This window comes from Sinorhizobium fredii, assembly GCF_002944405.1.
Taxonomy (GTDB): Bacteria; Pseudomonadota; Alphaproteobacteria; order Rhizobiales; family Rhizobiaceae; genus Sinorhizobium; species Sinorhizobium fredii_C.
In genome coordinates this window covers 626,293-648,897 of record NZ_CP024307.1, presented here as the reverse complement: position 1 = coordinate 648,897, position 22,605 = coordinate 626,293, and the positions used below count along the sequence as shown (strand labels likewise).

The following is a 22,605-nucleotide window of genomic DNA, read 5'->3' as shown; positions in this document are numbered from 1 at the left end:
TTCGTAGCTAGTCGTAGTAACCGAGTACCGCAGTCAGCAACCGCCGGATGAGGCTGCGGCGAAGATGACGAAACCGATCCCGCCAAGGGAAAAGTTTCATTCATTGGCGTAGGAAATAGGACGCGCTCGTCCTGTCTGCATGAAGCTTTCCGAACGCTAGGGCTCACGCGAGCCATGTCCCTCAACCCGATATTCGCCCATCAGGACGGTTCGACAGCCGAAGCTGGTCTTCGCGTCCGGGTGGACGGGCGTCGCATGTGGTCGCACGCATCACGCGCTTGGACCCTCAAGGGTTCCCAGCGCTTGTCGCACGGTCGGCGCCAACGGGTTAACTCCACAAGCGATTAACTTTGAAGGCTCGCGTCCATGACTTCCATCATCTCTTCTCTGAGCGTCACGCAGATCAAAAATCTCTCGACCTCCGCAGTTGCCTCGCTGACTACGGAAGACGTCGCGGCTATGACCACTGCTCAGGTCAAGGCGCTTTCCTCGACCCAGATTGCGGCGCTCGATACGGAAGATGTCGCGATCTTCTCCACCGCACAGCTGAGCGCCATTGCCGCAACCTCGGTCGCCGGCATCAGCCTCGACCAGCTGGCAGCCATCGATGCGGCGAAGATCGCAAGCCTGGCGACGTCGCAGGTGGCGGCGCTCAGCTCGGCACAGATCGGCGGCCTGACGTCCGACCAGGCCGAGGCGCTGACCACGTCGCAAGTGGCCGCGCTCACCTCGACGCAGATCGCGGCGCTGGCCTCGGAAGATATCACCACCTTCTCGACCGCCGAGGTCGCAGCGATTTCCGCCACCGCGCTGGCAGGTCTCTCCACCGACAATCTCGCGGCACTGTCGACCGACCAGGCCGCTGCCCTGAAGACCACCCAGGTTGCAGCGCTGAAGACCACGCAGATCGCCGCCCTCACGTCGGACCAGATCGGCGCGCTCAGCACTTCGCAGGTCGCCGTCCTGAGCTCGACACAGGTAAAGGCGCTCTCCACCGACAACATCGCCGCCCTGTCCACCGACCAGGTCGCAGCGCTCAACTCGAAGACCGTCGCGGCGCTGACTTCGGCACAGATCGAAGCGCTGACTTCCGATCAGGCCGAGGCACTGACCACGGCGCAGGTGGCGGCGCTCACCTCGACGCAGCTTGCGGCTTTCGCCTCCGAGGATATCGCCGGCTTCTCGACCGCCGATATTGCAGCGATCACGGTCACGGCGCTGGGCGGTCTTTCCACCGATAATGTCGCAGCTCTCTCCACCGATCAGGCCGCAGCGCTGAAGACCACCCAGGTCGCCGCGCTGAAGACCGCCCAGATCGCCGCCCTCACCTCCGATCAGGTCGTGGCGCTCACCTCGTCGCAGGTCGGCGTCCTGAGTTCGACGCAGATTTCTGCACTCTCCACCGACAATGTCGCAGCGCTCTCCACCGATCAGGTCGCAGCGCTCAACTCCAAGACCGTCGCAGCTCTGAGCTCGGCCCAGATCGGCGCGCTGACCTCCGATCAGGTCGACGCTCTGTCCGCCGTTCAGATTGCCGCCTTCGATTCGGCCGATATTGCCGCGCTGGCTTCCGAGGATATCGGAACTTTCTCGACCTCGGAGATTGCGGCAATCACCGCGACCGCCCTGTCGGGTCTCTCTACGGATAATGTCGCCGCTCTGTCCACCGATCAGACCGCAGCGCTGAAAACCAGCCAGCTCGCAGCACTGAAAACCACCCAGATCGCCGCCCTTACCTCCGACCAGGTCGTGGCGCTGACCTCGTCCCAGGTCGGAGCGCTGAGCTCCACACAGGTGGCGGCGCTCTCCACAGATAATGTTGCCGCACTCTCCACCGACCAGGTCGCAGCGCTCAACTCGAAGGCGGTCGCGGCTCTGACATCCGCACAGATCGGCGCGCTCACTTCCGACCAGGCCGAGGCTCTGACCACGGCCCAGGTGGCCGCGCTCACCTCGACGCAGATCGCGGCCTTCGCCTCGGAGGATATCGCCGCCTTCTCGACCGCCGACATTGCGGCGATCACCGTCACGGCGCTGGCAGGTCTTTCCACCGATAACGTCGCGGCACTCTCCACCGACCAGGCGGCTGCGCTGAAGACCACCCAGGTCGCGGCGCTGAAGTCGACGCAGATTGCCGCCCTCACCTCGGATCAGGTCGTGGCGCTCACCTCGTCGCAGGTCGGAGCCCTGACCTCGACGCAGGTCAAGGCGCTCTCCACCGACAATGTCGCCGCGCTCTCCACCGACCAGGTCGCCGCCTTGAACTCGAAGGCGGTCGCAGCGCTGAGCTCCACACAGGTAGAGGCCCTGACTTCCGACCAGGCCGAAGCTCTCACCACGGCTCAAGTGGCATCGCTCAGCTCGACCCAGATTGCGGCCTTCGCCTCGGAGGACATCGCCGGGTTCTCGACCGCCGACGTTGCGGCAATCTCGGTCACTGCCCTGACCGGTCTTTCCACCGACAATGTCGCGGCGCTCTCCACCGATCAGGCCGCAGCGCTGAAGACCACCCAGGTCGCGGCGCTGAAGACCGCCCAAATCGCCGCCCTGACTTCGGACCAGATCGTGGCCCTGAGTTCCTCCCAGGTCGCAGCGCTGACCTCGTCGCAGGTGTCCGCCATCAGCACCGAAAATATCGCGGCACTCTCCACCGATCAGGTGGCAGCGCTGAACTCGAAGACTGTCGCGGCCTTGAGCACGGCACAGATCGGCGCGCTCAGCTCCACTCAGGTGGAGGCGCTGACCTCGGTTCTTGTCGGCGCGCTCAGCTCGACACAACTTTCTGCGCTCGCTTCGGAAGATATCGCAGCCTTCTCGACCGCCGACATCGCGGCGATCTCGGTCGCAGCGCTCGCCGGCCTCTCCACCGACAATGTCGCGGCCCTGTCGACCGATCAGGCCGCAGCACTGAAGACCACCCAGGTCGCAGCGCTGAAGAGCACCCAGATCGCCGCCCTCACCTCGGGCCAGATCGCCGCCCTGAGCACCACTCAGATCGGTGCCCTGACCTCGACGCAGGCCTCCGCGATCACCACCGACAGCCTCTCGGCACTGACCACCGATCAGGTCGCGGCGCTCAACACCAAGACGCTGGCGTCGCTTTCGACGGTGCAGATCGATGCGATGAGCTCCGATCAGCTCGAAGCGCTGAACTCGGCGCAGGTCGCCGCCTTGACCATGGCCCAGCTTGGCGCCCTGGCCTCGGAAGATATCGCGACCTTCTCGACGGCAGACATTGCGGCCATCACCGTCGCCGCCCTTGCAGGCCTCTCGACCGACAATGTCGCGGCACTGTCCACCGACCAGGCCGCTGCGTTGAAGACCACCCAGATCGCGGCGCTGAAAACCGCCCAGATCGCGGCGCTCACCTCGGACCAGATCGTCGCGCTCACCACGTCCCAGGTCGGAGCCCTGAGCTCGACGCAGGTTTCGGTGCTCTCCACCGACAATGTCGCCGCGCTCTCCACCGATCAGGTCGCGGCGCTGAACTCGAAGACGGTCGCGGCGCTCACCTCGACCCAGATCGACGCCCTGAGCTCCGATCAGGCTGAGGCTCTGACGACGGCGCAGGTGGCCGCGCTCGGCTCGACGCAGCTCGCCGCCTTCGCTTCCGAAGATCTGGCGACCTTCTCCACCACCGATATCGCGGCAATCTCGGTCACCGCGCTGACGGGTCTTTCCACCGACAATCTCGCGGCCCTTTCGACCGATCAGGCTGCGGCACTGAAGACCGGCCAGGTCGCAGCGCTCTCGACCGCCCAGGTCGGCGCGCTTACCTCGGATCAGATCGTGGCGCTCACCTCGTCGCAGGTCGGAGCCCTGACCTCGACGCAGGTGAAGGCACTGACGACCGACAACATCGCCGCCCTCTCCACCGATCTGGTCGCAGCGCTCAACTCGAAGAGTGTCGCAGCGCTCACTTCGGCGCAGATCGAAGCACTGACCTCCGATCAGGCCGAGGCACTGACCACGGCGCAGGTGGCGGCGCTCACCTCGACGCAGCTTGCGGCTTTCGCCTCCGAGGATATCGCCGGCTTCTCGACCGCCGATATTGCAGCGATCACGGTCACGGCGCTGGGCGGTCTTTCCACCGATAATGTCGCAGCTCTCTCCACCGATCAGACCGCAGCACTGAAGACCACCCAGGTCGTGGCGCTGAAGACGGGCCAGATCGCCGCCCTGACATCGGACCAGGTCGTTGCCCTCACCTCGTCGCAGGTGGCAGCCCTGACCTCGACGCAGATTTCGGCGCTCTCCACCGACAATGTCGCCGCGCTCTCGACCGATCAGGTGGCAGCGTTGAACTCGAAGACGGTCGCAGCGCTGAGCTCGGCACAGATCGGCGCGCTGACGTCCGATCAGGCTGAAGCCTTGACCTCCGCCCAGATCGCGGCGCTCGACTCGGCCGACATTGCGGCTCTGGCTTCCGAGGACATCGCAACCTTCTCGACCGCCGAGATCGCTGCGATCACCGCGACTGCCCTCGCCGGATTGACGACCGACAATGTCGCGGCACTGTCGACGGACCAGGCGGCAGCGCTGAAGACCAGCCAGATCGCAGCGCTGAAGAGCGCCCAGATCGCCGCCCTCACCTCGGATCAGGTGGCTGCGCTCACCACGTCCCAGGTCGGCACCCTGAGCTCCACGCAGATTGCGGTGCTCTCCACCGACAACGTCGCGGCGCTCTCCACCGACCAGGTCGCGGCGCTGAACTCGAAGACGGTCGCCGCTCTGAGCTCCACCCAGATCGACGCCATGAGCTCCGCTCAGGCTGAGGCTCTGACGACGGCACAGGTGGCCGCGCTCGGCTCGGCGCAGCTTGCAGCCTTCGCATCGGAGGATCTCGGGACCTTCTCGACTGCCGACATCGCGGCAATCTCGGTGACTGCTCTGACGGGTCTTTCCACCGACAATCTGGCGGCCCTTTCGACCGACCAGGCTGCGGCGCTGAAGACCACCCAGGTCGCAGCACTGTCCACCGCGCAGATCGGGGCGCTCACCTCGGACCAGGTGGCAGCGCTCACCTCGGCCCAGATCGCGGCGCTCACCTCGACGCAGCTGACCGCGCTCTCGACGGATAACGTCGCGGCGCTCACCACCGACCAGGTCGCCGCCTTGAGCACGAAGGTCATCGGCGCTCTGAGCTCCGACCAGATCGACGCGATGAGCACCGATCAGGTCGAGGCGCTGACCTCGGCCCAGGTCGCAGCGCTGGACTCGGCCGATATCGCAGCACTCTCCACGGATGACCTCGCGACCTTCTCGACCGCCGACATCGCCGCGATCAGCACGAGCGCACTCGCCGGCCTGTCCAGCGACGATATCCTGAGCCTCTCCAGCGACCAGTTGCTGGCCGTCACCACGGCTCAGGTGGATGCACTGGACGACTCGCAGGTGGAAGCGATCATCGCGGCATACCAGGCCATCTAGTCCAAGCCTGATTTGATCGAGCTAACGGCCCCGCCTCACCCGATGCGGGGCCGTTGCAATTTGTCCGGAGCTGGAGTGGTGAACGCCAGGGGGCGCCGGATCTCGAAGGCGGTCATCGGCGGGGCCTGCCTCGGCTCACGTGCGTGGCATGAGGCTCCGTGGCGCCGTGTTATCAATAGTAAGGCGATACGCACGCCTGTCGCGGACCGTAATAGGGTTGGAACGTGTTGTCGTAAGCCCTGTAGGACCGATAACGCGCATAGCACCAGCGCGCATGCGCATTGCCGCCATAATAGGTCTGACGGTAATAACGCGGCGCGTAGTAGCGCGGCCGATAATAGGTCGGTCCGTAATAGCCCTGATCGTAATACTGATCGTAGTAGCCGGGCCCATAATACCTCGGCTGCGTCAACAGCCCGCCGATGAGCGCGCCGGCTGCGAGCCCTCCGAGCGCCCAGGCCCAGTCATCGCCACCACCACCGTTATGGTGATGCCCGTGGTACCCGCCCCGATAGCCACCGCGATAGCGCCTGTACTGGACCGGCTGCGCCTGCGCTGCCTCGACCTTCGCCGCGACAACGATTGGAAATGCCATGGCCGGCGGGACGCTTGTCAACGTCGTCGCGAGCGACAAGGCAACGATTGCTAGCCTCTTCATCGGCTGCGCCTTTCCATCTAAACCGCCGCATGTCGATTATAACGCGGAATGGAGATCGTCGCACTTTGTTTCCGGGAGACTGACGTCGCCGGCAGTCCACCGAATCGGTGTCCCGACGGTTCGGTCTAGGGAAAACGTAGCTCCCGGTTGACAGCCGAGCGGATTTACGTTGATATCAACGTTAGTGTGAGATCACCGGGCGGATCCGCCGCCACCACGGCTATGAACTCGCAGGTGCCGAAAGATGCCCGGGATTGCTCACTGCATGTCTCCTTAAATCAAACTCGGTTTAAGGACCCAGACATGCAGCAATTCAAGCGCTGCAGCGACCTTTGCGCGTCTGGTAAGTCGCGCGCCGCTGCAGGCCTGCCGTTTCCGTTCCAAATCCGAAATCACAACGACGAGAAGGACGCAATCATGAAGATCGTCACCAGCCTGAGTTTCCAAGGGCAATGCCGCGAGGCGTTCGAGTTCTACGCCAAGGTGCTCGGCGGCAAGATCACCGCCGCCCATTCCTACGGTGAAGCCCCACCGGACATGCCGATCAACGATCCCAAATACAAGGATTGGCTGATGCACTGCTGGCTGGAGGTCGGCGACCAGGCGCTGATGGGCGCCGACATGGACGTCGAATGGGCTCGGAACATCGACAAGCCCAAGAACGGCTTCGATGTCACTCTGCACACGCAGGACAAGGCCGAAGCCCAACGCTGGTTCGATCAGCTGTCCGAAGGGGGCAAGCCAGTCATGCCCTTTGGCGAGACCTTCTGGTCGCCCGGTTTCGGTTCCCTGATCGACAGGTTCGGCGTCCCGTGGATGATCAACGTCATTCCGTCGCCCGACTGGCGGCCGACGCAGGGCTGACTGCGATCCTACTGCGAGGACCTGAAAGCCAGGCTGGCCGGAAGCTGCTTCCGGCCCTTGAGCGCCGCGCTCGGTTACTGATCCATCTTGTGAACGACGAGCAGAAGCGCATAGCCGAGCAGATCAAAGGCGACGTCGGCGCGTCGACCCGACGCGTCGAAACTCTGGCGAAATGAACAGCTACTGCATGTCTCCTTAAGTCGACCTCGATTTAAGGACAAAGACATGCAGCAATTCAAAGTGCTGCAGCGACCTTTGCGCGTCTGATAAGACGCGCGGCGTTGTAGGTAGTCCGTCGTCGTTGCAGGTGTAGAATGCTCCTTTCCGCGGAGCCAAGGAGCGTTACCATGCCTTTCAACACGCAACGGCACCAATTTGCCGGCCATTCCGGGGCCACCCTGGCCGCCCGCCTCGATCTGCCCAACGGGCAATTGCGCGCTTACGCACTCTTTGCGCATTGCTTCACCTGTTCCAAGGATCTGGCGGCCGCGCGCCGCATTGCAGCGGAACTTGCGCGCGAAGGTATCGCTGTCCTGCGCTTCGATTTCACGGGCCTGGGATCGAGTGAAGGGGAATTCGCCTCGACGAATTTCTCCTCCAATGTCGCCGACCTGGTTTCGGCCGCCGACTATCTCCGTCAACACTACCAGGCACCTTCGTTGCTGATTGGCCACTCGCTCGGGGGTGCTGCGGTCCTGGCCGTTGCCAAGGAGATTCCCGAGGTGCGCGCCGTGGCGACAATCGGTGCACCGGCTGACGTGGGCCATGTGCTGAAGAACTTCGGAACGAGCCTCGAGGAGATCGAAAAGAGCGGTGCGGCCGAAGTCGATCTCGCGGGGCGTACATTTCTCGTTCGAAAGCAGTTTGTCGAAGATGCACGTGAGCAGCGTATCAAGGATGCTGTTGCAAGCCTGAAAAAACCGCTCCTCATCCTTCACGCTCCCCTCGACGAGACCGTCGGAATCGCGAACGCTACCGAAATCTTCCATGCGGCCAGACATCCGAAGAGCTTTGTATCGCTGGATAAGGCCGATCATCTGCTCACCGATCCGGAGGACGCAGCCTTCGTCGGCCGGATCATATCGGGATGGCTGAGCCGTTATCTCTCCGCCGACATGCCGCAAGGCGAGGGCACGATTGAACACGTCCGTGTGACGGAAACGGGCGAAGGCAAATTTCAAAACGCGGTTCAGGCCGGCGGCCATCGGCTCTTCGCCGATGAGCCCGAAAGAGTGGGCGGGCTCGATTCCGGGCCGTCACCCTATGACTTTCTGTCGATCGCACTTGGCGCCTGCACCTCGATGACATTGCGTCTCTATGCCGACCACAAGAAGCTGACCCTCGGGCGAATTGGCGTTGACGTCTCGCATGCCAAAATTCATGCGGAGGACTGCGAGGAGTGCACCGAGAAGGAAATCGGCGGCGGCAGGATCGATCAATTCGAGCGCGTCATTTCCATCGACGGCGGGATCTCCGAGGAGCTTCGCAGCAGGATCGAGGAAATTGCCGGCAAGTGCCCCGTCCATCGCACGCTCGAATCGATCGCCAAGATAAAAACCGTCGTGAAATGATAGGCGAGAGGTGGATTGCTTCAGTGCTGGAAGCCCGCTGAGAGTATGAGGCCTCGAGGTCACCAACAAAGGATAGCTTGGCAGTGCTAATGCATGTCGCCCAAAAGTGTGCAGCGGTTGTGGGATGACGACATGCACAAAAACAAAGACCTAAAGCGCGCCGCGTGAATGCGTTTGAACGCGGCGCGCTTTAGGCGGTGCCCCTGGTGAGCTCAGTCGAGACGATGTGCCGCTGGAAGAGGACGAAAAGGATAAGCACCGGCACGATCGAGATGAACGCGCCGGCCAGAACGAGTCCCCAATCGCCCTGCGCGCCCCCGTACGAGCGACGAAGGCTGAGAAGCCCGACCTGAACCGTCAGCGCTTCGGGCGGGCTGGTGATGAGGACGAGGGGCCAAAAGAAGTCGTTCCAGGCACCTTGGAAGGCGAGAATCGCGTTGACCAACAAAGCCGGCTTTGCGTTTGGCAGCACGATCTTCCAGAACACTTGAAAACGGCTGGCGCCGTCCACGATTGCCGCCTCCTCTATCTCTCTTGGGAACCCTTCAAAAAACTGCTTCATCAACAGGACATTGGCCGAGGCGACGAGAACGACGATCACGCTCCAGGGAGTGTTTAGAAGCGACAGGTCCCTGAAGATCAGATAATTCGAAACGAAAGTCACCTGCGCCGGAATCGTCATCGAGAAGAGCAATGCAGCGAAGATGAAACGGCTGCCCCTGAATTCGAGCCGCGCAAGTGCATAACCGCCAAGGCTGGCGACGACAAGCGTCAGGACCAGGCGTCCGGCGGCGATGGCGAAGCTATTGACCAGCCAGCTCCCGAACAGGCTTTTCCCGGTCTCCAGGTCAGCCGTCTCGTTTATCACCCGCCGGTAGTTGTTGAAGATCAGCCCGAGAACGCCTGGCGTGATGTTGTCCCAACTCAGGAGACGTCCGCGCCGCTCGGACCGCGATGGCGAAATCGGACTTTCGGCAAGCGTTTGAGAGGGCGGAGCGGTCAGATTGAGGGGCGTGCGTTCGATCCACGGCCGATCCTCGCGGTCGGTGCGGTAGGTGATCTCATAGACGAATGTCCGCGTCTGCCGCGCTTGCAATCCTCCCTCCTCATCACGAACCTGCATCATTGCCGAACTGGAATTTTTCAGCGCGATTGACGCGTAGTCCGCCGCGTAATGCCGCATGAGTGCAGCGGCGATGCCCGACCCCGGGCGGCGGCGCGGAATCTCGGCCTTCGGTTCGACGATCTTGGTCCCGGCGGGCGCTGCGTAAGTGACACTGAAGCCCACTTCGGCGCCGGGAGACAGTCCTCCCCACAAAGCGTCACCCGCACCCTCTTGCCCCAAACGGGCGGCGGCAATCCACGCGGCCGGATTCAGCTGATCGAAATAGACACGAAACGGTCTCTCCAGCGGGTCGGCCTTCAGGCTCGCCATGAACGCGAGAACAAATGTCCCCATCATTATCGTCGCGACGGCAAGAAGGGTCAGATACAACCAGGCGCTGAGCGCAAGCTGCCGCCGGCGAAGCGCCCCAGACGGCAGAGGGCGGCGTGAGGGCGGGGCATCCGAAGCAACTTTCCTCACCATCATTCGGCCCGTTCCTTCACGCCGACCGACTTTTGAACGTAGACGACTGCGATTGTCAGAATGCCGAGGACCAGCGCCGCCGCACTTGCCATGCCGATCCTCGAAGAGGCGCCCGCCGGAAACGCGTTCTCATAGACGTAATATGCAAGCGTCGCGCGACTTGCCAGCGGCGCCGCATCTCCCAGAACCGCGACCTGGTCAAACATCTGCAGGGTGCCGATGATGCCCATCGTGACGACGGCAAAGGTCACCGGCCTAAGCGCCGGCACGGTTATGTGGCGAAATCGCTGGAAGGCGTTGGCCCCGTCGATCTCGGCCGCGTCGTACAAGGCGTTCGGAATCGATTGTAGCCCCGCCAGAAACAACAGCATCAGCGTCGGGACCGTCGTAAAGACGTTCATCAACGCCACCGACCACAGCGTGACCGGCATGAAGAGGAAACGCTGCTGGGTATTCAGCCAGGAAATACGCAGATCGTTATCGAAGACAGGCAGCAATCCCGCGAGGGCACAGGCGACGACAAGTGCCAGCGCGCTCGCAGCGGCGACGAGCAGAAAGAAGGGGTCGAAAATCGAAACGCCTTCATAGCGGCGCCGCGCGTTGAGAACGAGCGCACCCTGCACCGCAGCGACGCCCACGAGGAACAGAAGGATATGCCGGAGATAGGCAAGCACGATGCTGACGATCGCGGTCATGAAGCCATCTCTTTGAAAGAGCCAAAGAAAGATAAGCGTCATGGCCGCACTGGACATGATGGATGGCAGGTAAAACACGGTCCTGACAGGTCCCCTCGCTCGGACGGCGTGGTTCACGAGAACTGCCAGAGCAAGCGCAAGCGCGGTCTGAACCGTTGTGACGATGAGCGAGAAGCCGATCGTGTTGCGCAGGGCGGTCAGGAAAAGCTCATCGGAGACAAGCGCAGTGTAATTGGACAGCCCGACGAAGCTCGGAGTCTTGAACAGGTCGAAATCGGTGAAGCTGTAATAGGCTGTCCGGACGATCGCGTAGACGAAGAACAGCGCCATCGAGACCATAAAGGGCAAGATGAAGAGCCAGCCGCTCCTCTCTTCCGACCTTGCTCGCGCCATGCATGCTCCTCCTGAGCGTGCCCTGCCGAACCAGCCGTCTCCTCTTTGCTCGAGAGCAACGCCTAATTCGCGAGCATCCGATCGAGGGCGCTTTGTGCCGATGCTAAGGCTGTGTCGGCGTCCGCCTCCCCGAGGATGACAGAATTGAGCGCCGCATTGATCGGCTGCATCCAACTCCCTCCGACCTTTCCAAAGAAATACGGCATGACGTGATCGTCCGACAGTCCTTCGAAAATCACTCGGCTTGTCATCTGTTCGGGCCGGTCCCCCCGCAGCCACGGGTTGTCAGCCAGGCCGGTCCGGCTCGGCAGGGCCAATCCTTGCTCCAGAACCCATTGCTGGGCCTCCTCTGAGGTCAGGAGCCCGGCCACCTTTATAGCAGCCTTGCTGACCTTGGAGGCCGCGTTGACGGTCCAACCGACGGTAAAGACGATATTGCCTCGTTTGCCGCTTTCGGGGTCCTTCGGCATTCGGACAGTCCCGAGGTTCATGTTCGGGGCACTGTCGCGCAGGGCGCTGATGATCCAGGCGCCCTCGATCGCTGTGGCAGCCCGCTCGGACGCCAGGCACCCGCCGGCCCAGCTTTGCCCCGCGTCGGCGGCCAGGACGGCAGCCCCGGACTTCACGAGGCCGGTGTAGAAATCGAAAGCCCGACGGAAGCGCTGATCGAGCATCGTTTTTCCCCAGCTGTCGAAGGGGGTCCAGCCTGTCGACAATGCAAAGGCGCCGAAACGGGCATATTCCGGAACGAGACAGAGGCCATCGACCTCCGGAAGAGCCTTGTGCACGGCGACCAGTTTCTCCTGCAGCGTCTTCCATGTATCGCCGTCGCTCGGATAAGCAACGCCGGCATCATCGAAGATGTCCTTGTTGAAATGGACCGCCAGCGTGTTGAAGTCCTTCGGGATCGCGTAAACCTTTCCTTCATATGTGAACGCCTCGACGAGATTGGCTGCGAAGCCGGATACGTCCTGCGTTACCGGCAAGGCCTGACCGGCGCTGAACACGGAGCGCGCCCAGAAAATGTCGACGTAGAAAAGGTCCGGAGCGGTACCCGCCGACAGGCCGTTGACAATGAACTGCGAAAACTCGCCATCCACGGGCTCGTATTTTACCGTGATGCCCTCTTTCGCGAGCTTTTCGGCAAGAACGTCGGTCAACAGGCCGTTGACGATGGCGACCTCGGACCCGCCCCAACCCGATATCCGGACGGTGTCGCTAGCGAACGCCGGCAAGCCAGCGAGCATGGTCGCTGCAGCGAGAGCTCCCGCAGGACAAGACAGCATATCGGTCCTCCCTCCAATCAGGTGCCAGCAGAGCATATCGGTGGTGAGCCGATCTCACCTCGAGGTTCTAATCCGGTCAGGAAGATGGCTTTTCGACGAGGGGCGAAGTTCCCGCCTCCTTCGGCATCTCAGAACGTCGCGCGAAAAGCGCAAACAACTGCCGCCCTGAAGAACGATTGGCTAAACGCCCCAGCATGCCGGTCTGTTCCGTCGACAAATCGGCAGTCGAACAACCCGATCGGCGAGTATGTCCCAGCTTCATGAACGAAGGGCCGAAGACACCAAGAGAATTCTGCAGTGTTCCGGAACAGGAATGCGCAGCAAGCATTGTTTTCCCACCGGCTTGCACGAGCCGATACGCGTGCAAAATCGGCCAACGTCGTGAAAGGGGAACGGATTGGCGGCAACTGAAGTCATCGTCGGCCCAACGCTGCGCGAGTTCTGGATTGGTCTCGGTCGCGCCTTCGCCGGAGCATTGATCTTCGCCGTACCGGTGCTGATGACGATGGAGGCCTGGGCTCTGGGTTTTCATCTTCACCCTTTGCGGCTTGCGCTATTGCTGGCGGTCACCGTCCCGATGCTGGTGCTGTTGCACAAATATGGAGGTTTTCGCGAGACGGTGATGCTTCGCGATCGTATAGCGGATGCATTGGTGGCGCTGCTGGTTGCTGCATTCGCGGCGACAGCGGTTCTTTTGATCTTCGGCATCGTGAACGCGGAAATGCCGCTCCGGGAGGTGGTCGGAAAGATTGCCGTTCAGGTTGTGCCCGGCAGCTTGGGTGCATCGCTAGCGCGGGCCCAGTTGGGTCCAAGTCCATTGGAGGACAACGAGATTCCGGAGCCCGGTTACGCCGGAGAACTGTTTCTGATGGTCGTCGGAGCACTGTTCCTGTCGGTGAACATCGCACCGACCGAAGAGGTCGTCCTGATTGCCTACAAGATGAATCCCTGGCAGGAGGTCGCGCTGGTCATCGGAACGCTCGGCCTCATGCACGCCTTCGTCTATGAGCTCGAATTCCGGGGCACGCACAATCCGGAACCGGGCGCCGGCTTCTTCAGCATCTTCTTCCGATATGCGATCGTCGGTTATGCGCTGGTGATGCTGGTCAACGCCTACATCCTATGGACTTTCGGCAGAACCGATGGGGCCGGGCTTTCGGAAACGCTGAGCGCGGTCGTGGTTCTTTCGTTTCCAGGCGCATTGGGGGCGGCGGTGGCGAGGCTCATCCTGTGACAAAAAACTCCACAAAAGGCGACAGGCAGCAGAAGGCGCAGCGCGACGACGAGACGATCACGCGAAAACCGGGAACTTCCACTATCGAGTGGATCGTGGCCGGAGTGAGTAGCTTGGCGTTGCTTGTGGTGCTCGCATATCTGGTCACGGAAGGCCTGAGCGAGCCCAAGGGGACGGCCCAGCTCGTCGTGCTGCCGGTCGAGGTCACGTCCGCGAATGGCAGTTACGTGGTCGAGTTCGCCGCCGAAAATCGTGCGGGAAGGTCCGTTGCTGCGGTTGAGATTCAAGGTGAGCTTCGCAAGGGCGACGAGGTCGTCGAGGAGAGCAGCGCCGTGCTCGACTATGTTCCACAGCAGTCCGAGCGGAAGGGTGCCGTGATCTTCCAACGTGATCCCAAGGCCTATGACCTGCGCCTTTTCGCCCGTGGATACACTGACCCTTAAGCGTCCTCCTCCACCTCACTGGCCCAACTAACCAGCCTTGCAACGGCTCGACGAAACCACCATGCAGAGTTTGTTCCTATTGCTGAAAACCAACGGCAGGCCAGTTTGCCACGAGCATGGTTACGGCGTTGGCATTCAGCATGGCTGCGGCGACACTATCCCCTGAAATGAGAGTACTATCCTTGCAAGGAGTAAGCGCGGCCTGGCGCGGAACTTAAGAGCTGTCGATGACGCCGGAAACTGAAAACTACAAGGAGCTTCTGCTGTTTCTAGCGACGGCCGGCGTCATCGTGCCTTTGTTCGGGCGGTTGAAGTTGAGCCCGGTCTTCGGATTTTTGGCCGCCGGCATCGTGCTTGGCCCTTTCGGTCTCGGAGCACTTGCCAGAGACGTACCGTGGCTCTCGGCAATATCCATAACGGAAGTCGGGCAGATCACCCATCTGGCCGAATTCGGTGTTGCGTTTCTTCTCTTCATGATCGCGCTCGAGCTGTCGTGGAACCGCTTGCTGCTGATGCGCAGGCTGGTCTTCTGGCTGGGGGGATTGCAGCTTTTCGCCACGACAGCGATCCTGGCAGGCGTTGCGGGCCTTCTGGGTCAAACGCCAGCTTCAGCGGTCGTGCTCGGCAGCGCGCTGGCGATGTCTTCGACAGCGATCATTCTGCCGTCGCTTGTCGAGCGCAAACTGCTGAACACCGCGGTTGGACGCGCCGGCTTCGCCGTGCTGCTCTTTCAGGACCTCGCCGTGGCGCCGCTCCTGTTCATGGTGATGATGCTGGGTGCACGCGGGGGAAGTGGGCTCGGCGCCGGCTTGCTGTACGCGCTGGCGCCTGCCGCACTGGCGCTGATCGCGATGGCCGGGCTGGGTCGTCTGGTTCTTCGCCCCCTGTTCAAGCTGGTTGCGGCGACAAAAAGCGGCGAACTGTTCGTCGCTGCATGCCTCCTGGTCGTGATCGGCTCCGGCCTTGTCACGGCGCTTAGCGGCCAGTCCATGGCCCTGGGCGCCTTCATCGCCGGGCTGCTGTTGGCCGAAACCGAGTATCGTCGGCAGATCGAGGTGACGATCCAGCCCTTCCAGGGGCTTCTGCTCGGCCTTTTCTTCGTCTCTGTCGGAGCCCGTCTCGACCTATCGGAAATCATTGCGAACCCGATCCCTACACTTGGTGTCGCGATCGGCTTCTTCGCCATCAAGGCGGCCATCCTGTTCCCGATCGCGCGCCTGATGGGCCTGTCAAACCGGGGCGCCGGCGAGTTGGCAATCATCCTTGGTCCCGGCGGCGAGTTCGCGCTGATCCTTATCGGTGCCGCCGTTGCCGGCAATGCCGTCCCTGCTGAAGCCAGCGCCACGGCAACGGTCGCGGCGATCTTGACGATGATAGCAATTCCGATGCTGATCCGCATCGTGGGCCGAGGTGCTGCCTATGCCAGGATGGATGAAGCTCAGTTCGCAGGGCTGACGCCACAACATGACGACGACCCCGAGCGCGTGATCGTCGTCGGTTACGGCCGCGTCGGGCAATTGGTCGCCGAGATGCTCTCACGGCATGAATTGAAATTCCTGGCGATCGATGCCGATCCCGTGCTGGTCGCCAGACAGCGAGCGCGCGGAGATACGATCTTTTATGGCGATGCCACCCGCATCGAGCTGCTTCGGCGTTGCGGAATTCAAAGCGCCCGCGCACTCGTCGTAACGATTGACGATCCCGACGCGGTCGAGTCGATCGTCCGTGCTGCGCGATCCGAACGGCCGGATCTGACCATTGTCGCCCGCGCGCGCGATGCGGTGCACGCGACGGAATTGTACGAGCTGAAAGTCACGGATGCCGTGCCGGAGAACATCGAGGCAAGCCTGCAGCTCTCGCAAGCCGTGCTCGTCGACATCGGCATTCCGATGGGCCTCGTGATTGCATCGATCCACGAGAAACGGGATGAATTTCGCAGGATGCTGCAGCCGATCGACGGCACCGGCAGGGAACGCCATGCCATTCGGGCCTCCGCGGTCGGAAAGTCGACTGATGCGTAGAATTTACCCGAGGGAATAGAAGTCGCGTCGCACCGTTTCTCCCGAGCCACTCGAACTGGAGAAATCGGAATGTTGAATATTTTGCAAAAGGAACCGCGGGTCATGCGCTTTCTCTGCCGGCCGGAAGACCAAGGCGTCATCGCGCCGCCTGTGCCGGCCAAGTCGGCCCTGCCGGATTGGTTCCGAAAGCTGCCGGCGATTGATAAAGACCACTTGTCGACCAACAACAATGGCCTAACCGCCAAGCGCTGCATGCCTTTTCTTGATGCGATGGCCGCCGGGTGGATTCTGCCGATCGCCGCCACCGTCAGGCTGGAGATCAAGGACGGCGGCCGCAGTGTCGAAGCAGGATGGGAGTTCGACCGCGTCATGGTCAGCAATCACGGGGCCCATCAGGTGGCGGGAAACCCACGTGAGCCCTCTCCCCCTTGCAAGTTTCACAACTACTGGTCAATACGAACGCCGCCTGGCTGGAGCTGCCTTTTCCTGCCGCCGCTCAACCGTCCGGGGCAGCCATTCGAATGCGTCGCGGGCATCGTCGACACCGATAGCTACGCCGCCAACATCCATTTCCCCTTCTTTGCCACGGCGCCGGACGGCCTCTATGTCATCGAGAAGGGAACGCCGCTCGTTCAGGTGATACCGTTTCGCCGAGTGGACGCAGCCGTGACGGCGGAAATTCGCGCCGAAACCCGACGGGAGGCCGTCGAGCGCGAGACGATCTATCGGAACACAATCGCCGGGCAGGGATGGTATCGAAAGGCGGCCCGCGCTGCTCGTTGAAGCGTTACACATAATGAGCGGGGCCGGCATCCATCCGGCCCCGCTTCCTTTGCCGTGCGTATTCAGCGCACCCGCCACAGCTTGCCGGGACGATAGTCCCGACCGGAGCTGTTCGAGCTCGAGTTGGACGAACTGTTCGAGGACGAGTTCGAGCTCGAGTTCGAGGAGCTGTTCGAAGAGGAGTTCGAGCTCGAATTCGACGAACTGTTCGAAGACGAGTTGGAACTGGAATTGCTCGATGAATTGGAACTCGAGTTGGATGAACTGTTGCCGGCAACGATGATCTCGCCGTCCGTGCGGCCGGTCGCGTGGCTGCTCTGCCTCTGCGGGTTCGCGCCATCAGGAAGGATCCGCGGCTGCTGGCTCGCCTCGGCGGCAGAGCCCACGAATGCCGCCAATCCGGCGGCGAGCGCGGTATTTGCCCAATTCTTGATCATGCCAATTACTCCTCATTTAGACCGGACCGGTTTCTTCGGTCCGGTGGAGTAACGGGCGATGCTTGCCTCTATTCCACGGCGCGATTTTTAGTTCGCTTCGCTTTTTTGACGGAGATCGCCAAGTACCTTGGCTTCTTCCGCTGCCTCGAGTGGCTGCCCGGCGCCAACCGCCGTCAGATAGGAGTCGAGGGTTTCGAGGGATGATGCCGGCGCATAGCCATCGCTGCCGCCTTGTGCGGCGACGGCGAAAGTCACGCGCCATTCGGTGCCGGCAAGACAGGCAACGGAAACCACCGTCGAGCGGTCGGCCGAATCCACTTCGAATTCGCGGCAGAGCGCCTGTGAATTGTCGCGGAATGTCGCAATGGCACGAAAGCGCTGGTCGGAACCGGGCAATTGCGTTTCGGCACCGGAGGCGACCGTTACGAGCGCCTCGTCGAGCGCCGGTTTGCTCAGGGCCGCGAGTGGCAGCACATTGGATGGCGCCGCTTCGCCACCGCGGCCCAGCCAATATCCACCGAACCCGGCGATGAGGGCCACAACAGAGGCGGCGATGGGTGCGGCCCAGCTGCTTATCGGCCGATCGTTTGCGGCCCGATGCGGGAAAGACAGCACCCTGGGGCCCGATGCATTCTGCGCCAAAGCCTTTTCCGCGACCATCCTCTCGACGGCGGACTTGAGTTCGGCCGGCAAGGGTTCTTCGAGTAGCGGTTTCATGGCGGTCTTCGCCGCCTGACGCGTTTCGATGAATAGGCCCACCCGCGCGACAAGTTCGTCGTCGGTTTCCATTGCCCGCTCGACCTCAGCGGAGGTCTCGGCATCAAGCTCGCCGTCGGCGAAGCGCATCAGTGTCTCATCGGAGAAATCCGTCCTGGTCATTCCTCTACGTCCTTCATCACGTGAGAACGGGCGCTCTTTGTCGTTATTCCCGCAGTCTCGGCGAGACTCTTGCGGGCCCTCGCCAGCCGGCTCATTACCGTTCCTATTGGGATGTCGAGGACACCGGCCGTCTCGCGATAGGAAAGCTCCTCGACGCAGACGAGGATGAGCACCTCCCGCTGCTCCTCCGGCAACTCTCCGATCGCTTCCGCCACGGTCTTGAGCGTCAGGCGCGCCTCGGCTTCGCCCTCCCCGGACGAGCCGGCAATGTCCTGGCGTTCGGAGATATCGTCCTGAATGCCCGCGGTTTTCTGCCTGCGCACCTGGTCGATCCACAAATTGCGGAGGATGCGAAACATCCATGCGTCGAAGCGTGTGCCCGGCTCGAAGCGGTCGGCGCTTGCCAGCGCCCGTTCACAAGCCGCCTGAACGAGGTCGTCGGCGACATCACGCGAGCGGCAGAGCGATACGGCGAAGCGGCGCAGATTGGGCAGAAACGCTATGAGGCGTTCACCGACATCCTTCACCGCAACGCTCATGACCCCGAAACTCCACAATTTGGACGAGAAATGGGAATAGATCGACGACTCAGCCGTTCCCATTCAATCTACAGGCACCCGCCCGTCTGTCCAAGAAATGCACTCTCGTGCTTCAAGCAAGATCGAGGTTCTGAGATGGCGACCCCGCTGAGAAACATTCTGGTCATGTCCCTTACGGCAATCGCCCTCGTCGCGGGCGACGCCATGGTTTCCGGCAGCGAAACGACGTTGGAAATCCTCGGAGCCAAAGCGGCCCTGGCCGACGATGACGATGACGACGATGAGGGAGGCAGCAGATCTGGGCGCTCCGGATCCTACCGGTCCGGTGCAGGGTGGAACGGCGGCAGGAGCCTGCTCCCGTTCCGCGGCCTCTTCCCGCGCCGACACATCGCCCGGCGCGCGCCTGCTCCCGCACCCGCCGTTCCGGCACGAGCACCGGATGAGATCGTCGGTTTCGGTTTCAGCGCGGCTCAACTCACGCAACTGGCCGAAGCGGGCTTCGAGGTCGTCGACCGCGGCACGGTGACGATGCTCGATAGCGAAATCGTCAAGTTTCGCATCCCCGCGAGGATGACCCTGGACGCTGCGAGAGCGCGGGCGCAGACCCTTGCGCCAGAGGCCAGCATCGACTTCAACCATTACTTCCGCCCGGAACGGGGCGCAGAGCATTGCGCGCGGGGGGACTGCCTGGCGCGCAGCGTCATCGGCTGGCCCTCGGCTTACGATCGACCGAGCGCTTGCAGCGGCACAGTTACGATCGGCCTCGTGGATACTGCCATCAACCCCGAGCACGACGCCTTCGAAGGAAGCGATATCGAAATCATCCGCCTTGCCGATGAAAGCTTGCCTCAGTCGGGGAAGCAGCACGGTACCGCGATCGCGGCTCTGCTCGTCGGGTCCACGACGAGCCGCACGCCCGGTCTCATTCCGGGCGGTGACCTGATCGCCGTGGATGCTTTTCACCGGGCCACGAGGCAAGACGACCGCTCCGGCGCGTTCGATCTGGTGCGTGCTCTCGACCTCCTTGCCGCGCGCGAAGTGCAGCTCATCAATCTCAGCCTCGCCGGGCCGCCCAATCGGCTGCTCGAACAGGTGGTGAAGAAGGCGGGCGAACGCGGCATCATCCTGGTGGCCGCGGCCGGCAATGGCGGCCCGAGAGCGGAGCCGGTTTACCCCGCCGCTTACGAAGAGGTCATCGCCGTGACAGCGACGGACAAGAGCAAGCGACCCTACAGGCGCGCCGGACGCGGCGACCACATCGACTTTGCTGCTCCCGGTGTGGCCGTCTGGACGGCGGCGTCGATCACCGGAGCTCGTCCGAAAACCGGCACCTCCTTCGCCGCACCGTTCGTCACCGCCGCGGTGGCGTTGATGAAGGCGTCGGAGCCGAAACTCGGCCCTGCGCTGATCCGCGAGAGGCTCGCCGGCAACGTCGAAGACCTCGGCGATCCGGGCAAGGATCCAGTCTTCGGCTGGGGCCTCCTGAACGCGCGGTCGCTCTGCGAAAAAGCTTCTTAGATCACTTGCTCGCTCTACAGCAGATTGCGCGACCGGGGACTACCATCAACCCTCCTCGGGTAGCGTGCGCTCTCGCCTCCATTAATATGACTTAATATAAACCCCTAATTTTTTATTGATATACACCTGTTATTGTGTAATCTCCTGTCTGCGAGGGCGGATATTTCGGGAATTTTTAGGAAAATTTACGAAGTATACTTTTTTGCGCAAGAATATTTTCTTGCCTCGCTAGTTAATACTGGATATTTTGAGTGCTTCAAATGAAAGGCCCTGCCCCGGGGCAGGGCCCTTCCCTGCTCAAGAGTGTAAATTCAATGAAGCCTTGCGACCGCAGACAGCTGGCCGGGCACTTCCGGTCACATTGAGAAGACCTGGAGCCGCGCCAGCGCGTGTTTGACCCCGTTGCCGCCGGAAACGGCGATAAATGAAAATGGAACGGGCTCGACATATTGGACCGGCCCAAGAGCTCATGGTTCCAGCCGTTCGGCCAAGCCTCCGCTCCCGAGCGTGGAACAAACCTTCTTGCTTGGACGTTTCCGTCAATCGAAGTACCCATCGTCAAGCGCGGTGAAATCGACCAGGTACTTCAGGAGACCGAGATGGATATCACGACGCTCTTAATCATCATCCTTGTTCTTATCCTATTGGGTGGCGGCTGGTACGGCCGGGGACGCTGGTACTAAGCAGTTGACGAGTGACACTACATCTTATGCCGTTGCGCTCGATCGCGACTTCATGAAAGATTAGCTTTCTCGGATCGCCTAGGGCAATCCTCTCTGACTTGAAAAGGACGCTACATGGCTTCTGGAACGGTAAAGTGGTTCAACAGCACCAAGGGCTTTGGCTTCATCCAGCCTGATGACGGCGGTCAGGATGTCTTCGTGCATATCTCGGCGGTAGAGCGTGCCGGCCTCTCCACTCTCAAAGACGGCCAAAAGGTAAGTTTCGAAATCACTCAGGACCGCAGGTCGGGCAAGAGTTCTGCGGACAACCTCCGCGCACTTTGATGTCGCCCGTCGTGATGACCTGGGCTTCAGCGTTCCCGACCTCACGAAGGAGAAGGCAATGAAAGATGTTGGCCGAAGTGATCCGTTCAAGCCGAGCAAGAAAGTCGCCTCGAACCACGCTGTCGATCAGGCAACTCTCGCCTGTCGGGCAATCATGGAACAGGAAGCGCTGGCGAGAGAGAAGAAAACGGCCCGACTGAGACAACTCAGGTTGGAGAGGGATGCAGCCGAGGCCGAGCTTGGCGAACGTCCTGCCGCAGCCGGGCGACCGCGCACGAAAAAGCCGTCCTCGAAAACGGATGCTCGGCGATAGGTGATTACTGCCGCGGGCAGCTATTCAGCTGGCAGTAATTCAAAGTGCTACCGTGACGCGTCTAATTGGATGCGTGGCGCTGTAAAGGCTCATCCACCCGCTCGAGTTCGAAGAAGTAGATCCGGTCGTCACCGCTGACCGTCATCGCCCCCATGATCCTTTGCTCATCGATCCGGCGAAAGTAGTCGACGATGGGCTGGTCGTCATAGATCATGGCGGCACTCACCACGCCGTATAACGGCATGGTCGTCAGCGAAGCCACAGGGCCCTTCGCCCGAAGTCCGCGCATGAGGCACGAAACAGGTGTCTCGCGGCGCCCGTGCTGCCGATGTTTTGGAAACGAAGCGCCAAGCGAACTGGTATTCTCGCCGGATCGATGGCGATGAGCCGCCGCCGTCCCATGCGAAACAACAGTGCATTCGCGCATATCCGGCCTGAAACGCTTACCGAACCATCCGAGGTTTTCCAGCACACCGTCGAGCGGATGCCAGTCGGAATGCCACGCCCCCTCCAGGTCGGAAATCTCTTCGAGAGCGCCGACGTGGTCGAAGTGTCCATGCGTCATCACAATTGCGGCCGGCCGTGATTTTGCACCGAAACGTTCCTCGGCGGCCCGGGTAATGAGGCCGGTCGTCCCCATCACTCCGGCGTCGATCAGAACCCACTTGCGGTCGCCGGCACCCGGGCTTCCGAAGAACACGACATTGACAATGCCAAGGCGCCGGTAAGCGACGTCGGAGCACAGCTGCAGAGTGCCGTCGTCATTTGCCGTGTTGCTCGGCGGGTTCTCGGCGCGACCATGTGGATCGAGCGGTACTTGCTGGGCCATTTCCATGCCTCCTTCCGCTGCACAGAGAGGTGTCGAACCATCGCCGATGGGATTGGTTCCGAAGGGTCGGGCGCTGGCCGCGTTTCGATCTCGGCAGCCGAGGAGCAACGCACTGTG

General features: G+C 61.8%; 17 protein-coding genes. 10 read left to right on the top strand and 7 right to left on the bottom strand.

Features of this window, described 5'->3' with window-relative positions; genetic code table 11:
- The first annotated feature begins 366 nt into the window (after positions 1-366).
- Entirely contained in the window at positions 367-5,430 is a 5,064-nt protein-coding gene (locus NXT3_RS03085) for a beta strand repeat-containing protein (RefSeq protein ID WP_104838783.1), read from the top strand.
- A gap of 172 nt (positions 5,431-5,602) precedes the next feature.
- Here NXT3_RS03085 and NXT3_RS03080 read toward each other — a convergent pair whose 3' ends face one another.
- The gene (locus tag NXT3_RS03080) at positions 5,603-6,088 is read right to left on the bottom strand and encodes a BA14K family protein (protein WP_097527925.1); all 486 of its coding nucleotides are present in this window, start codon (positions 6,086-6,088) and stop codon (positions 5,603-5,605) included.
- Positions 6,089-6,505: 417 nt separating this feature from the next.
- Here NXT3_RS03080 and NXT3_RS03075 point away from each other — a divergent pair, with 417 nt between their 5' ends.
- Complete coding sequence (locus tag NXT3_RS03075; protein ID WP_037424093.1) at positions 6,506-6,952, top strand: VOC family protein; 447 nt, start codon at positions 6,506-6,508, stop codon at positions 6,950-6,952.
- A 347-nt stretch (positions 6,953-7,299) separates the two neighbouring features.
- Positions 7,300-8,523 (top strand): bifunctional alpha/beta hydrolase/OsmC family protein, encoded by a 1,224-nt coding sequence (locus tag NXT3_RS03070; protein ID WP_097527926.1) that lies wholly within the window; start codon positions 7,300-7,302, stop codon positions 8,521-8,523.
- Between the two features lie 190 nt (positions 8,524-8,713).
- Here the strand turns inward: NXT3_RS03070 and NXT3_RS03065 are convergent, their stop codons facing one another.
- The 3 genes from NXT3_RS03065 to NXT3_RS03055 all read right to left on the bottom strand — a co-directional run bounded on the left by NXT3_RS03065 (position 8,714) and on the right by NXT3_RS03055 (position 12,485).
- Positions 8,714-9,982: a carbohydrate ABC transporter permease gene (locus NXT3_RS03065; protein WP_234828079.1), complete on the bottom strand. Its 1,269-nt coding sequence runs from the start codon at positions 9,980-9,982 to the stop codon at positions 8,714-8,716.
- Positions 9,983-10,110: 128 nt separating this feature from the next.
- On the bottom strand, positions 10,111-11,199 hold the full coding sequence (locus tag NXT3_RS03060; RefSeq protein WP_104838782.1) for a carbohydrate ABC transporter permease: 1,089 nt from the start codon (positions 11,197-11,199) through the stop codon (positions 10,111-10,113).
- Positions 11,200-11,261: 62 nt separating this feature from the next.
- Positions 11,262-12,485, bottom strand: coding sequence for an extracellular solute-binding protein (locus NXT3_RS03055; RefSeq protein ID WP_104838781.1), 1,224 nt, complete (start codon positions 12,483-12,485; stop codon positions 11,262-11,264).
- 445 nt (positions 12,486-12,930) lie between these two features.
- Here NXT3_RS03055 and NXT3_RS03050 point away from each other — a divergent pair, with 445 nt between their 5' ends.
- From NXT3_RS03050 to NXT3_RS31560, 5 genes are all read left to right on the top strand, one after another.
- On the top strand, positions 12,931-13,719 hold the full coding sequence (locus tag NXT3_RS03050; RefSeq protein ID WP_423827993.1) for a TIGR02587 family membrane protein: 789 nt from the start codon (positions 12,931-12,933) through the stop codon (positions 13,717-13,719).
- Positions 13,716-14,162 (top strand): TIGR02588 family protein, encoded by a 447-nt coding sequence (locus tag NXT3_RS03045; protein WP_037423785.1) that lies wholly within the window; start codon positions 13,716-13,718, stop codon positions 14,160-14,162. Before NXT3_RS03050 ends, NXT3_RS03045 begins: the two co-directional genes overlap by 4 nt.
- Positions 14,163-14,389: 227 nt before the next feature.
- A complete protein-coding gene (locus tag NXT3_RS03040) occupies positions 14,390-16,183 on the top strand; it encodes a cation:proton antiporter domain-containing protein (protein WP_104838780.1) in 1,794 nt (597 codons plus the stop codon).
- Between the two features lie 69 nt (positions 16,184-16,252).
- Complete coding sequence (locus tag NXT3_RS03035) at positions 16,253-16,966, top strand: DUF6065 family protein (protein ID WP_097527930.1); 714 nt, start codon at positions 16,253-16,255, stop codon at positions 16,964-16,966.
- 123 nt (positions 16,967-17,089) lie between these two features.
- Complete coding sequence (locus tag NXT3_RS31560) at positions 17,090-17,455, top strand: hypothetical protein (protein ID WP_158665312.1); 366 nt, start codon at positions 17,090-17,092, stop codon at positions 17,453-17,455.
- A gap of 35 nt (positions 17,456-17,490) precedes the next feature.
- Here the strand turns inward: NXT3_RS31560 and NXT3_RS03025 are convergent, their stop codons facing one another.
- Together NXT3_RS03025 and NXT3_RS03020 are read right to left on the bottom strand one after the other, a co-directional pair.
- Positions 17,491-18,282: an anti-sigma factor family protein gene (locus tag NXT3_RS03025; protein WP_104838778.1), complete on the bottom strand. Its 792-nt coding sequence runs from the start codon at positions 18,280-18,282 to the stop codon at positions 17,491-17,493.
- Positions 18,279-18,821 (bottom strand): RNA polymerase sigma factor, encoded by a 543-nt coding sequence (locus NXT3_RS03020; protein ID WP_037424086.1) that lies wholly within the window; start codon positions 18,819-18,821, stop codon positions 18,279-18,281. The genes NXT3_RS03025 and NXT3_RS03020 overlap by 4 nt, the downstream gene beginning before the upstream one ends.
- A gap of 135 nt (positions 18,822-18,956) precedes the next feature.
- Between NXT3_RS03020 and NXT3_RS03015 the strand changes: the two genes are divergently transcribed.
- The gene (locus tag NXT3_RS03015; RefSeq protein ID WP_104838777.1) at positions 18,957-20,339 is read left to right on the top strand and encodes a S8 family serine peptidase; all 1,383 of its coding nucleotides are present in this window, start codon (positions 18,957-18,959) and stop codon (positions 20,337-20,339) included.
- 797 nt (positions 20,340-21,136) lie between these two features.
- Positions 21,137-21,346 carry a cold-shock protein gene (locus tag NXT3_RS03005; RefSeq protein WP_037378482.1) on the top strand — a complete coding sequence of 70 codons (210 nt, stop codon included), beginning with the start codon at positions 21,137-21,139 and terminating at the stop codon, positions 21,344-21,346.
- A 374-nt stretch (positions 21,347-21,720) separates the two neighbouring features.
- Here NXT3_RS03005 and NXT3_RS32260 read toward each other — a convergent pair whose 3' ends face one another.
- On the bottom strand, positions 21,721-22,488 hold the full coding sequence (locus NXT3_RS32260; RefSeq protein ID WP_234828078.1) for a DUF4334 domain-containing protein: 768 nt from the start codon (positions 22,486-22,488) through the stop codon (positions 21,721-21,723).
- Between the last annotated feature and the right edge of the window lie 117 nt (positions 22,489-22,605).